The following is a 13,648-nucleotide window of genomic DNA, read 5'->3' on the forward strand; positions in this document are numbered from 1 at the left end:
AAAATGTGAATAGGATTAATCCGGTCTACCCCATATTGCTGTACAAACTGAACATCGGCAGCATGATTGCCGCCACAATAACTCCCACCACTCCCGCCAAAAAAGCAATGAGCAGCGGCTCCAGCAGCGACTTCAATCGGTCCACCGTGTTCTCCACATCCATCTCGTAGAAATCCGCCACCTTGGAGAGCATCTGGTCGAGCGCCCCCGTCTCCTCGCCGATGGCGATCATCTGCGTAACGAGCGGCGGGAAGACCCACGCTTTTTTGAGCGGATCGGACAGCGGGTTGCCCAGGCGAAGCGAATCGCCCGCATTGCGGATATATTTGCCGATAACCCGGTTGCCGGCGATCTCCTCTACAATGCTCAGCGACTGCAGGATCGGCACCGAGCTGGCGTAGAGTGATGAAAAAGTCCGCGTAAACTGGGCGATCGAGCCCTTCTGGTTCAGCTTGCCGAACACCGGAACCTTCAGCTTCGCATAGTCGATGGCGTAGGCTCCTTTTTCCGTCCGCTTCGCAATCTGGAAGGCCGCTACCAACAGAATGATGCCAAGCAGCCAAAAATACCACTGTCCCTGGATGCTCTGGCTTAACGCCAGCACCAGCTTCGTAATCGCCGGAAGCTCGGCGTTCATGGACTCGAACATCGTGACGAACTGCGGCACAATGGCCCAAAGAAGGTAAATGACGGCCGCCACCGCCATAATGGCCACGGTGATCGGATACGTCAGCGCGGACTTGATTTTCTCGGTTGTCGTATGCTGCTTTTCAAAATACATCGCCAGCCGGTCCAGCGTTCCCTCCAAATCGCCCGACTCCTCGCCCGCGCGCACCATGCTTACAAACAGGGAAGGAAAAATCTTCTTGTGCTCCTGAACGGCCTGTGAGAACGCGACTCCGCGCATCAGGCTGGAATTGACGTCCTGCAGCGCTTTTCTCAGCGGCTTGCTGTCCGTCTGCTCCGCCAGAATGCGGGTCGCGTCGATAATCGAAACCCCGGCCCGAATCAAGGTCGCAAACTGCCGGCAATAGATAATGAAATGAATCGTCTTTACCGGATTTCCGATATAAATTTCCATCGCCAGGATGGAATTCTTCTGCTCGTTCAGCGAAAAAACAGTAAGCCCCCGCTTGCGAAGCTCTTCCATTGCCGAAGGCTTGTCCACTGCGGTCAGCTTTCCCTTGAGCTGTTTGCCGCCGGATGTCCGCACTTGATACTCAAATTGTGGCATCGGTCCTCACCTCCGCCAAATAAGCCTTGGCCGCCTCCGGATGAATCAACCCGTACGATAAGTAATCGCGGATGGCCATATCAAGGGTATGCATGCCGAGCGAGCGCCCGGTCTGCATGATGTTCTTGATCTGGTGCGTCTTCTCGCTGCGGATCAGGTTGGAGACCGCCGGCGTGTTCACGAGAATCTCCGTCGCGCACAGCCGCCCCTTGCCTTCGGTGCGCGGGAACAGCCGCTGCGAAACGACGGCCAGCAGCACAGAGGCAAGCTGCAGGCGAATCTGATTCTGCTGATGCCCCGGAAAGGCATCGATAATCCGGTCAATGGTCTGCGGCGCATCGGTCGTGTGCAGCGTCGCCATGACGAGATGCCCCGTCTCCGCGGCGGTAACGGCAGCCGAAATCGTCTCCAGATCGCGCATTTCCCCGACGAGAATAACGTCCGGATCCTGGCGCAGCGCCGCCCGCAGGCCGTTCGAGAAGCTGGCCGTATCACGGCCGACCTCGCGCTGATCGATCAGACAGGTGCCGTGGCTATGCAGAAATTCGATCGGATCTTCCAGCGTCACAATATGCTTGCGCTCATTCTTGTTGATATGGTTCAGCATCGCCGCAAGCGTGGACGATTTCCCGCTGCCCGTCGGCCCCGTTACCAGAATCAGGCCCTGCGGCTTCAGCGCAAGCGATGACAGCACCGGCGGAAGCGCAAGCTGTTCAAGTGTCGGAATTTCCGCCGGAATACTCCGGGCCGCAATGCTGATCCCTCCCCGCTGCCGGTAGACGTTGATACGGAACCGCACACCGCCTTCCAGCGGATAAGAGAAGTCGAATTCGCCTGCTTCCCGAAACTCTTTTTCCTGTTCAGGACCGAGCAGATCGAGCGCCATCTTCTCCGCCTCGGCCGGACCGACGAGCCCGCCCTCCACGCTAAGCAGCTTGCCGTCGATGCGCAGCACCGGCGGAGAGCCGACCGAAATGTGCAGGTCCGATGCCCTGGAGGAGTAAGCCATATGCAGCAGTTGTGTAATCTGCCTTGAATCAGACAGCATCGTTATTCTCCTCCTGTCATTAATGCGAGACCGTTTCCCGCAGCACTTCCTGCAGCGTCGTCAATCCCTGGGATACCTTGAGAAATCCGTCTTCCATCAGTTGAACCAATCCCCGTTCCTTCGCCGCATTCCGCAGTTCTTCCACCGAAGCGGAATTCGTAATAAGCTGGCGGAGATGATCGTCGATCGTCAATACTTCCTGAATCGCAATTCGCCCGCGGTAACCTGTCGTATTGCAGCTTCCGCAGCCGCGCCCTCGGTGCATCACTTCCCGCTGCAAGCCGTACTTGCCCAGCATGATCGATTCCTGCTGGGAAGGCACATAGGTTTCTTTGCAGTCGGTGCATATTTTGCGCACCAGCCGCTGGGATACGACGCCGATCAGCGACGAAGCGATCAAGTACGGCTCGACTCCCATATCGCGCAGCCGCGAGATGGTGCTGATCGCGTCATTCGTGTGCAAGGTGGACAGCACCAAATGTCCGGTCAGCGAGGCGCGGATGGCGATCTCCGCCGTCTCCGTGTCCCGGATTTCCCCGACCATAACAATGTTCGGATCTTGACGGAGTATGGAGCGAAGCCCCGCCGCAAAAGTTAATCCGATTCCCGGGTTGACGTGTACCTGGTTGATTCCCTCCAGCTGATACTCCACAGGGTCTTCAACCGTAATAATATTGACGCTCTCTTCGTTCAGCTGGTTTAGCGCCGAGTACAGAGTCGTTGTCTTGCCGCTGCCTGTCGGCCCCGTGATCAGGAGCATGCCGTAAGGCCTGCCGATCATCGCTTTAAAAGCCTCGGCGTTGCCATCGCTAAACCCGAGATGTTCCACCGATTTAACCCCGGTGCTCAGGTCGAGCAGCCGCAGAACGATCTTCTCGCCATGCATCGTCGGCAGGGACGATACACGGATGTCGACCATCTTGTAATCGAACTGCATCTTGATCCGGCCGTCCTGGGGCAGCCGCCGCTCGGCGATGTTCAGGCGCGCCATAATCTTCAGCCGTGCCGTGATGAAGCCCTGCATCTGCTTCGGAATCAGCCGCTCGGTGCGCAGTGTGCCGTCAATCCGGTAGCGGATGGCGAGATTATTTTCGCCCGGGTCTACATGAATATCCGAAGCCCGAAGCTGCACCGCCTGCTGGATCATCTGGTTGACCAGACGGACAATCGGCGAGTCCTCATCGGTAATTTCCGTTTCCTCAATCTCTTCCTGGGAAGGAAGCTCCCCCATCATCTGGGTCATGGAATCACGCATGCCGTAATGCCGGGCGATCGCCCGCTGCAGTTCGTCTCTTGTGGAGATCGCGGGCTCAATCCGGAATCCGGTGCTCATGCGCAAATCTTCAATTGCGAAATAGTCCAAAGGGTCTGCCATAGCCACCATCAGCTTGCCGCCCTCTTTCATAAAAGGCAGAACTTGATAGCGCTTGGCCATGCTCTCGGGAATAATCTGCGTAATCGCAGGGTCAATATGATATTTGAAAAGGCTTACGTGCGGGATGCCCAGCTGGAATTCCAGCACTTCGATCAGCTGCTGCTCGGTAATATAGCCTTGCGAGATTAACAGGTCGCCGAGCTTGCGCTTCGATTTGCGCTGTTCGACAAGCGCTTCCTCCAGCTGCTCCTGCGAGATGATCCCGTTCTCTACCAGCAAATCACCAAGTCTTTTTTTCACAATGGCCAACGATAAACTCATCTCCATGCCGTGTAGTGTCTAATTGTTTATCGGCTGCAGGACTTTTAAATTTTAGTAATTGGAGTAGGCAATTCCCACTACATTTTCACAAAAAGGAACCGATAAATTTCTTATGTATTCTTTGCTTTCGGATATATGGATAAAATTGGTTCACGCTCAAAAATGTAGTTCTAAAGTCTCGTTTATCAGGGCCATTTTTCACAGCTTGTTATTGCCTATCAGTGAAAATTATCCTAGAATGATATATAGCATATAATAGGTAGTTTTACAATTAAAATCACTTGAAATTCATCGGATTTTAGAAAAATTTGAAACCTTTTGTCAGAAGGATTTTTTATATGGAAATCGGGGAGAGATTGTGTTGAAGCTTACTAAATCCAGAATTTTTTTATTACTGTCGGGCCTTGCCCTTCTGGGCCTTCTGGCGATGCCTGTCAAAAGCCTCGTGCAAAAGGTGAATGCAGACCCCTTTGTCTATACCATCCGCGTTCTGGAGGTTACGGGCAGCGGGGAAAGCGATCTCAAATCACTAACCGCCGACAATGTACACGTTGACACTATAAGCATGAACCGGTTTGTTTCGCTGCGCGATGATTTTGACGGAAAATACGACGCGGTCTATATCGGTGAGGGTACATCCGCTCAGAATGGCGGTTCAGGGAAATCCGATGACTTAAACGACATCACTTCTCTGAAAGCAAAGGAAATTACCGAGTACTATATCAATAAAGGCCTTCCCGTTATTTTAGATACCGGGTATTTGGAGAGCCCAACCAGCATCCTGTACACTTCGTTCAACAAGTATCGTACCGATCCTGCGAGACCAAACGTCCGTTTTGTCGGCGACAGCGAATTAAGCGCGCTCATTACCAGCATGAACAGCGGGACCTCCAACCTTATCCCCCTGCTAAAGCAGCGCCCGCGTCTCACAATTACCAATAAGAGCGACATTACCGATTATAACCAGAATCAAGATTACCTTTACCACCCCGGCGACACTCTGGATTTTAGATTTAATGCAGCCAATGTGGAAGATTTGAAAACGCACCCGATTGGGGTCAAGCTGTACATAAGCCCGGATAAATCGGTTCCCGTTAAGGAGTCGCAGGTCGTAGCCGTTACAACTTTGGATCAAAGCCCCAATGGAGAGATTGCCTATAAGCTTCCCGATGCGGCATCCGGCTTGCTGTACTGGAAGCTGGAGATCACTGACCACTTGAGTGCCACAAAATTAAAAGATTACGACAGCGGCGTTATCCGGTTCCGGGGGAAGCAGAAGGTTGTGAATATTTTGCAGGTAGTGCCGTCTGTAGGCAACAGCGAACGGTCGAGCAGCCTGCTGGACCCCGAGAACATGAACCAGAGTTATTTGGATACGGAAGATTACAAATACAACATTACCGTCAAACAGGACTCCGACTTTAACAATGAAATCGCAGCCAGGTATGAACGGGATGGCACCTATGGGCTTAACGGCGTTTACGATATGCTGATTCTCGGCTTCCGGAACACCGGAAATACTGCCCTCACGGATCAAGCTGCACAAGCCGTTCTGCAATACGCCAGGGATACGAAACAGAGCGTTATTTTGGCAAGCGATGCAGTATATCACGGGAACAGCCCTGCGGCCAGAGCATGGGAACAATATTTTATGGATATCGCCGGACAGATTGATCCGCAGAAGAACTCCGACATGAATGCGCCTTACGCCGCCAAATCGGTCAAACCCGTCAACGACGGTCTGCTCGCCCATTATCCGTTCTATCTCAGCACGCTTAATGACCATAACCAGCAGACGGATATCATTACGCCGGATATTTCCACAGCGCATAATCCATCCTATCCGGTCGATCTAGAGGACCCGTCGATTATTCCGTGGTATAACGTGATCGGTTCCAACCGGGACAGCGAAGACAGTGCGAATCATTACTACACCTACAGTAGGGGCAATATTACGTATTCCGCCACCGGACATATTTTGGGAACGCCCAGCAATAGTCACTTTCCGGATTGGGAACAGAAGCTGTTCGTTAATATGATGTATAAAGGGTACGCCGGCTCCAACCATAGACCGGAGATCACCGTTCATTTACCGCAGCAGAACGATACGGTGCCTACTTATCAGAATGCAATTACCGTCGACTATAAGGTCGAAGATCCGGACCCCGAAGATCAGGAATTATATACAACTGTCCGTTTCAAATCGAATGGCGAATATTTAACCGGCACCGGCATGCCGGAAACCCAGGTACTATCGGGAAAAACAGTACATGAAACCTTCGCCAATCCGCTTCCTGACGGCGGGCCGCTGACCATTGAAATCACCGCCCGGGACAAGCAGGGAGCGCTGGCTGTGGCCAACGTTAATATCACGGTTCTCAAGGCTTCCGCCAATTTGGAGTTAACGCGTACACTGTCGTCCAACGTCAACGCTAATGGCGAGGTTGCCAAGGATGAGGCGTTTTCCATCACGTATTCCGTGAAGCCGAAGCCCGTCCCGCTTGCTCAGGCGGGGAACGCCAATCCATCTGCAGATGCGTTAACCATCTCGGACATCCAATTTTCCGAGACACTGCCTGCAAGTCTGGAACGAAACGGCGTCTGGCCTGAAGGGTTACGCGTTACCGGCGATGCGTCGTCCGGATATACACTGATTAAATCACTTGGCAGCATCACCTATACATTGAAGACGGTCGACGGGGTTAAGACCTATGTGCCTGACTCTCCCGCCCCCATCGTCTTCAGTATTGATGTGCGGGCAGCCGTGGCCAAAGCGTATCATTTTGACACTTCCGAAGTCAGCTTTGTCGACATTCATCCGGTCTCGGTGGCATCACCGTCACCTTTGTCGTCACGGACTACCCTTTCTTTTCCGAAGATGACTGTGATAGCGGTCGAAAGGAACACCCGCACATTGAGCCTGACAGCCGACAAGGATAAAGCAGTCGTTAACGAAAGCGTGACTTTGACCGCGGCTTATTCTCATTCAAATGACACCGGCGTACGATATACGTGGAGCGCCGTAGATAACACGGGAGAGAGCGTTCCGATTACAGGCATCCAGGGATCGGCCGGCTTTTCCGCAGATAAAACAGGTAAATACACGATCACCGTCTCAGTAACCAGCGATCAGTCTAACGAAGCCATTACCGCAACCAAGGAGATCACCGTCGGACTAAACTCCCTGACCATCGGGTACCTTTCAACGGTATTTGTCGATAATACGATTACGTTGACTGCGATTCCCGATCCGGATGCCGATAAGGAACAGTATGAATGGCATCTTGCCAATGAAGCAGACATCAGCTACGGCGGCTTTACCGATGATCAAGGCGACATCAAAGGTGATGCTACCGGAAACACGGTACAGTTTAAAGGTATCAAACCTAGCGCTAGTGTCCAAGTGGTTGTGACAGCAGCTGGAATCACCAGCCCTCCATTCACGATTAAGGTATTATCCGAGCCGAATTTGGAATTCTCACCGGATTACGGAGAAATTAGCATTAAACAGTCACTCAATCTATATTCGTTCCTGCATACGATCGATCCGTATGGCGATATTCCTTCAAGTCTGGCTGAAAAGCTGGTCTGGAGAATCGAAGGCAGCCATGAGGCACCGGCCGTTACGCTCCAAGTCGCCAATAAGTCCACCGTCACTATCACCGGCATTCGGGAGGGGGCGGAGAGAATCAAGGTTTCATATTCAAAAGGAACGGGAGAAGCAGTAACCGCCTATTACACGATTAAGGTTATTGATCCGACTAAGGCCGATCACCGTTACTAACAGGGCCGAGCATAAATCCCTATTAAAAAAACAGCCGATTGAAGCTAACGCTTCAACCGGCTGTTTTGACTTCATCGCCGTTCATTACGCACTCTCAATCGCTAATTGCCGTCCCCGGTCTGATCCGTCTCCCCCGCCGAGGCAAGAAGCTCGATCGGATCGAGATGAATATTGACCTGGGTCACCCTCGGCAGCCCTACCCGCTGGTCGGCAAAGACATCCTCGTTATAGTGGATCACGAAACGGGCGGCCGCTTCTCCCTCCTGATGCTGTTCCTCAAACAGAAACTCCGGCTGCCCCGGATTCGGATATACTTTGCCTACAACCGCGTTAATCGTCAAATCGCCTTTGGCGAAAAAACCGCCTTCGAGCGAGAAGATCGAGCCCACTCCGTATAACTCGGCCGTACTGTCCGTATAAAAGAAGCCTTTCAAACGAGTCGCCACATCCCTAAATTCCTCAATTCGGTTAATGAGCACAGACCCTTTGGATATTAGCACGAGCTCTTTATCATTTTTGCCGGAAATGTTGGCGTTCACAATGTCTGTACTCCCCAGAACGAACATCGTGGAGTCGAGCTTGACCTCTCCCTTGATGTGCAAATTGCCTGTAACGAGCATATTCGCTTGAATCGTTGAATTGTCCACGGTCAAATCCCCATTAACAATGAGCCAATGCGATTCTTCGCTGCCCTGCGCCTTATCCAGATCCGTAATTTCATTATAGGTGGTGCCATCCAGATTCAAGTCCCCATCGATAACGGTACTCGCTTCAAGATTCATCAGTCTCAGCTTAAACTCTCGAACGGCCGCATCATAGAGTTCCTGCTTCTTCCACTTCAGCTCGTCTGCGGTCAAGGTGTCGTCAACCAGCTGGTCATAATCGCTCAATGCGGGCATTTTTAATGTGGTCATGTTTCCCGAAGGCTGCTGAAGCGTATTGATCAATCTTTCGCCTCTTTGCGTGGACGTTTCGGAGCTGTTTTTGCCCTCTGCACCATAATAAATACCGGCGGACTCCGCCTTATTGCCAGTTGATCCCAAAGCTTCGGCGACTTTGTCCAGGAATGAGTCCTCGACATCGATTTGCACAAAGGTGGACTGCTTCTTGACCTGAGATTTCTCGTACACCTGCTTCACGCGGTCATCCAACAGGGAGTACGCCTCTTTATCGGACACCGGAATCTCTTCGTAATCCGTGCCGTCCGTGGAATACCGCATATCCTTGAGCGACTGCACCTGCGCTTCTCCTTCGATCCGGGGGTACAAGGTCGTCTTGGTCGATTCGGTAAAATATTTATATTTGGCCACCTGGCTCAGCATCAGCCGAATCCCCGCATAAAGCTTCCCCTCGATATACGGTGCACCGTTCAAATAGACCGTCCCCTCGGAACCGAGGGAATAATTCAAAAAGTCCGGAAACGTTGAGATCTCCGCTTTCTGCTGCAGCGTCCGCACGACGCCGTTGACCGTGGCATTCGCCCGGATGACGATCACATACTTGCTGCTCGTGGAGGCGTTCTCGTCCAAGGTAATGCTTGTGATCCCGTTAGCCGCGCCATTCAGGCTTGTGCTGGAGACGAACCCGTTTTTCCCAGCGTTAAGGGACCCCAGGAAGTCGTGGATCGACTGATCCAGCTCCGCCTGCGGCCTACCTATGTAATCCTGTATTTTTTGATTCACATCGGCGGTTACATAGGCCATGACTTCATCAATTTTTTTCTGGGCCAAATGGATGCTCTGCACATCGTTCTCCCGCGTTTCGGTTCGTGTGGCCCCGCCGACTGCGGCGCTGAGCACACCGACTCCGAGAATCGTGAGCAAAAGGACAATGAACATGACCAGCACAAGAGCAGAGCCCTGCTCGGAGGACAATCGCTCCCCTATCCGCCCAAGTCTCATGTCCGTACGATCAGAAGTACCGCTCCATCGCATGTTGTACACTGAACCTCCTAAAATCCGAATTGGCTGCTCATCTCCAGCCTGTCCTCTTCATTTCCTTGATATTTCAGCACCAGCTTGATTTCAATGGTTCCGGATGGATAGGGAGCGCCCAGCGGCGCTGTTCTTCCATCCGTCTGGATAAGCGTGATCGTCGATCCCCCAAGCTCAGACTGCACGGCTATCGGGGAGCCGGAAACCGCGCCGGTACGGCCCGCTGCAAGAACAATCTCACTGCCGTTTACGGCGATTGTTTCCGGGTCGGCTCCGCTTTTGATCAGCTCAATGCCGCCGGCTGTGTTCTGCACCCGCTCGGGACCATAGGTGTACAGCTTCGTAATGATGGTGGACATAATCAGATCGGCCTCGTCCCGCAAGGCGTTCTGCACCGTAATTTGGTGATAGCTTCGCATGCCGAACATCGTCACGCCGGAGATCAGTCCCGCGACCATAGCAAAAATCGTGATCGAGCTGATCAATTCAACCAGCGTAAAGCCCCGCTCCTGCGCTTTCAGGCGCCTAACGAATTCGTTCATCGGTTATATACCCCTCCACCTCTACGATATTGGCAGATGGACTCCCGGCATCCGCGCGTTTGACCTTCACTTTAACCGGCAGCAGGTAGCTCCGGACGGATGACTGGTCAAGGAAGCTTGGCGCCGCGCCCGTTGGGCGAGGCAGATTGCCCCATACATTCGGCTGATACACGATGTCGATGGTGTAAGCAACGCCATTGATTGTCGGATTCAGCACATTGGCCGGTGACCCGGTAAATTCATTCGGAAGGAGCGGACACGATCCCTGAGCGCAGTCTCCCCCTTTGATGGCAACTTCGGCGCCTTCTCCGGTGACCTGGGCTTGTCCGCTGAAGTAATTTTTTACCGCATCGAAATCCTGCTTCTCCATATAAAAAAGCGCGTTCCGCGCCAGATTAACCATAATCGTCTTGTTCTGGTTCGATTTCGAGTAGGACATCGCATGGACGAAGTATGAGGTCAGGACCAGCGAGACAATGGATAAAATCACAATCGCCGCCACCACCTCGATCAGGGTGAAGCCCTGCTCCTGTTTGAGTCCGAACCGCATCGTATTTTCCCCTCCGGATCACATGATGATTTCGCGTTTGTACATAGGCCTAAGACCTAGACCTCCTATCATTATATGCGGAGAGACCTAAGACCTACAATAAGTTTTACCGAGAGAATCTGGCACTCCCCACAATATATATCGGCAAAAGACTATGCTATGATTTGGCTAAAGAGGAGGCTTAGATGATATGGCTTTGATCGAATGCCGGTTTTATTCGGAGACCTTGGGCCTCAGCACATCCATGACGGTCATTCTGCCGCAGCGGACGATGACGCAGATTGGAATGGGCGGGGTTACCCGGGGAACATCTCTTCATCCCACCTTGTATCTGCTGCACGGCTTATCGGATGATGACTCTATTTGGCTGCGCCGCACATCGATTGAGCGCTATGTGGCTGACATGGGAGTCGCGGTCGTCATGCCTCAGGTGCACCGCAGCTTCTACACGGACATGGCAGCCGGGGGCAGCTACTGGACCTTTATCAGCGAGGAGCTGCCGGCGCTGGCGCGTTCGTTCTTTCCGCTGTCCGCCGAGCGGGAGGATAATTTCGTGGCGGGTCTGTCGATGGGAGGCTACGGGGCGATGAAGCTGGGGCTTCGGAAGCCGGAGTCTTTTGCCGCCGCAGGCAGCCTGTCGGGAGCGCTGGATGTATCGCAGTTGTATGCAAGACACGGTCACGTGATGTCCAAACGGGAATATGAATTGATCTTTGGCAAGGAGGATATCTTGGGCACCGACGAGGACCTGTTGGCCTTAATCCGCAAGGTGGACGCCTCAGGGGGACCGAAGCCGCTGCTCTATCAATGCTGCGGGACGGAGGATTTCCTGTACGAGGATAATCTGCGTTTTCGCGACGCCGCCTTAGCGACTTCCTTGTCCTTAACTTATGAAGAGGGTCCGGGAGCCCATGAATGGGGGTACTGGGACGCCAAAATTCGGGATGTGCTGGCCTGGCTGCCGCTGAGAGGATAAGTTCACTCTGAGAGGATAGATTCACTTCGAGAGGATAAATTCACTTATTAAAAGAGGCCGCTCTTCTTCACTTCAAAGTGGTCTCCCATTCTCCACAAACCGGTGCTTTTCCGGTGCAGTCAAAAGTGCTATAGTACATCTTTTTTTCGTTGATCCTTTGGTCGATCGGGAAAAAGGCTGCGAGCGTGCAGGAATTTCACACGATTTCGGGGATAGAGGTTGGATGAACGCGGAATACATGTATGCTCGCAGGAATATCCCCTCGATAATTAAAAGTGTTGAAAAAGGATGTACGCTTGCAGGTTTTTGAAAACAAAACAGTCCCCATTCAGATACGCCAGTTCGCGATAATCCCCAGACAGAAAAAATGACATTCAAACGGATAACCGCTTGAATGTCATTTTTAGTTCAAAACCCGTGATGGCCGTTTAATTCGACCTCAGGTCCGGCACCGCAGGCTTATAGTTTCGCTGCAAGCTCCGTTACCCATTTTTTCGCTTCGAGCAGACTGTCTTCCGCCCGTCCAATCGCCGCCTGTACCTGCACCGTTGCCGTACCGCCGTACACGTTGCGCGCATTAACGACCGCTTCCGGCTGAAGCACTGCGTAAATATTCTCGTCGAACAGCGGCGAGAACTGCTTGAATTCGTCCAGCGTCAGATCGAGCAGGAATTTGCCTTCATTGATGCAGTACAGCACCGTTTTTCCGATGACTTCATGCGCCTGGCGGAACGGCAGCCCTTTGCCGACCAGGAAGTCCGCGATATCCGTCGCGTTGGAGAAATCGGTGTTCACCGCTTCCCGCATCCGTCCCTTGTTGACCTTCATCGTCGCAATCATCGGCGCGAACAATTGCAGGGCGCCTGTCAGCGTCGCAACCGTGTCGAACATGCCTTCCTTGTCCTCCTGCATGTCTTTGTTGTAAGCGAGCGGCAGAGATTTCAGCACGGTCAGCAGGCCGATCAGGTTGCCGTAAACCCGGCCGGTCTTGCCGCGCACAAGCTCGGGAACGTCCGGATTCTTCTTCTGCGGCATAATGCTGCTGCCAGTACAGAAGGCGTCATCCAGTTCCACGAAGCTGAACTCCGTGCTGCTCCACAGCACCAGCTCTTCGCTCAGGCGCGACAGATGCGTCATGATCAGCGAGGCGTTTGCCAGGAACTCAACGATAAAATCGCGGTCGCTGACAGCATCCAGGCTGTTCTCGTACACGCCGTCAAAGCCGAGCTGCTCCGCCACAAAATGCCGGTCGATCGGGAAAGTCGTCCCCGCCAGCGCTCCGGCGCCCAGCGGCAGCACATTGATGCGCTTGTAGCTGTCCGTCAGCCGCTCAGCGTCCCGGCGGAACATCGATACATAAGCGAGCAGATGATGCGCGAACAGAATCGGCTGGGCCCGCTGCAGATGCGTATAACCCGGCAGAATCGTCTCCACATTGTCCTTGGCCTGGGTAATCAGCGCTTCCTGCAGCCCATGCAGCAGGTCGGTCAGTTCCACGACCCGGTTGCGCAAATACAGGTGCATATCCGTCGCCACTTGATCGTTGCGGCTGCGTCCCGTGTGCAGCTTGCCGCCAACCGGCCCGATCTCCTGAATCAGATGCTTCTCGATGTTCATATGAATATCTTCATCCGACACGGAAAATTCGACTTCGCCGGCGCGGACCTTCTCCAGCACCTTCTGAAGTCCCTGCTTAATCGTCTCTACATCTTCCTGCGGCAAAATCCCGCATTTGCCCAGCATCGTCACATGCGCCAGACTGCCCTGCACATCTTCTTCCGCCAGCGCTTTATCGAAGCCGATGGAGGCTGTGTACTCCTCCACAAGCTTATTTGTTCCTTTGGTGAAACGTCCACCCCACAGCTTGCTCACCGCTTAATTCCT

The 13,648-nt window shown here is 53.1% G+C and carries 9 protein-coding genes; 2 read left to right on the forward strand and 7 right to left on the reverse strand.

Annotation, left to right across the window (positions count from 1 at the left end; genetic code table 11):
• Positions 1 to 25 precede the first annotated feature (25 nt).
• The 3 genes from PSAB_RS22300 to PSAB_RS22310 are packed head-to-tail and all read right to left on the reverse strand — an operon-like array spanning position 26 to position 3,966.
• A complete protein-coding gene (locus PSAB_RS22300; RefSeq protein WP_025336772.1) occupies positions 26 to 1,234 on the reverse strand; it encodes a type II secretion system F family protein in 1,209 nt (402 codons plus the stop codon).
• Positions 1,221 to 2,282 (reverse strand): type IV pilus twitching motility protein PilT, encoded by a 1,062-nt coding sequence (locus PSAB_RS22305; RefSeq protein ID WP_038596221.1) that lies wholly within the window; start codon positions 2,280 to 2,282, stop codon positions 1,221 to 1,223. The genes PSAB_RS22300 and PSAB_RS22305 overlap by 14 nt, the downstream gene beginning before the upstream one ends.
• A gap of 19 nt (positions 2,283 to 2,301) precedes the next feature.
• Positions 2,302 to 3,966: a GspE/PulE family protein gene (locus tag PSAB_RS22310; RefSeq protein WP_025336774.1), complete on the reverse strand. Its 1,665-nt coding sequence runs from the start codon at positions 3,964 to 3,966 to the stop codon at positions 2,302 to 2,304.
• Between the two features lie 373 nt (positions 3,967 to 4,339).
• Here PSAB_RS22310 and PSAB_RS22315 point away from each other — a divergent pair, with 373 nt between their 5' ends.
• Positions 4,340 to 7,762, forward strand: coding sequence for a DUF5057 domain-containing protein (locus tag PSAB_RS22315; RefSeq protein ID WP_025336775.1), 3,423 nt, complete (start codon positions 4,340 to 4,342; stop codon positions 7,760 to 7,762).
• 101 nt (positions 7,763 to 7,863) lie between these two features.
• Here PSAB_RS22315 and PSAB_RS22320 read toward each other — a convergent pair whose 3' ends face one another.
• From PSAB_RS22320 to PSAB_RS22330, 3 genes are read right to left on the reverse strand one after another with little or no spacing between them, the layout of a single operon-like run.
• Positions 7,864 to 9,705 carry a hypothetical protein gene (locus PSAB_RS22320; protein WP_158442614.1) on the reverse strand — a complete coding sequence of 614 codons (1,842 nt, stop codon included), beginning with the start codon at positions 9,703 to 9,705 and terminating at the stop codon, positions 7,864 to 7,866.
• Positions 9,706 to 9,713: 8 nt separating this feature from the next.
• On the reverse strand, positions 9,714 to 10,238 hold the full coding sequence (locus tag PSAB_RS24780) for a PulJ/GspJ family protein (protein WP_025336777.1): 525 nt from the start codon (positions 10,236 to 10,238) through the stop codon (positions 9,714 to 9,716).
• Positions 10,222 to 10,788, reverse strand: coding sequence for a type IV pilus modification PilV family protein (locus tag PSAB_RS22330; protein ID WP_038596224.1), 567 nt, complete (start codon positions 10,786 to 10,788; stop codon positions 10,222 to 10,224). The genes PSAB_RS24780 and PSAB_RS22330 overlap by 17 nt, the downstream gene beginning before the upstream one ends.
• 190 nt (positions 10,789 to 10,978) lie before the next feature.
• Here PSAB_RS22330 and PSAB_RS22335 point away from each other — a divergent pair, with 190 nt between their 5' ends.
• Positions 10,979 to 11,764: an alpha/beta hydrolase gene (locus PSAB_RS22335; RefSeq protein ID WP_025336778.1), complete on the forward strand. Its 786-nt coding sequence runs from the start codon at positions 10,979 to 10,981 to the stop codon at positions 11,762 to 11,764.
• Between the two features lie 459 nt (positions 11,765 to 12,223).
• On the opposite strand, the gene argH is transcribed toward PSAB_RS22335, so the two are convergent.
• On the reverse strand, positions 12,224 to 13,636 hold the full coding sequence (gene argH / locus PSAB_RS22340) for an argininosuccinate lyase (RefSeq protein ID WP_025336779.1): 1,413 nt from the start codon (positions 13,634 to 13,636) through the stop codon (positions 12,224 to 12,226).
• Positions 13,637 to 13,648 lie beyond the last annotated feature (12 nt).

This window comes from Paenibacillus sabinae T27 (genome assembly GCF_000612505.1).
Lineage (GTDB): Bacteria > Bacillota > Bacilli > Paenibacillales > Paenibacillaceae > Paenibacillus_AQ > Paenibacillus_AQ sabinae.

Bases quoted from the DNA above. Each gene is read 5' to 3' on its own strand.
- PSAB_RS22300 (WP_025336772.1), bottom strand. From the start codon at position 1,234: ATGCCACAATTTGAGTATCAAGTGCGGACATCCGGCGGCAAACAGCTC.
- PSAB_RS22305 (WP_038596221.1), bottom strand. From the start codon at position 2,282: ATGCTGTCTGATTCAAGGCAGATTACACAACTGCTGCATATGGCTTAC.
- PSAB_RS24780 (WP_025336777.1), bottom strand. From the start codon at position 10,238: ATGAACGAATTCGTTAGGCGCCTGAAAGCGCAGGAGCGGGGCTTTACG.
- PSAB_RS22330 (WP_038596224.1), bottom strand. From the start codon at position 10,788: ATGCGGTTCGGACTCAAACAGGAGCAGGGCTTCACCCTGATCGAGGTG.
- PSAB_RS22335 (WP_025336778.1), top strand. From the start codon at position 10,979: ATGGCTTTGATCGAATGCCGGTTTTATTCGGAGACCTTGGGCCTCAGC.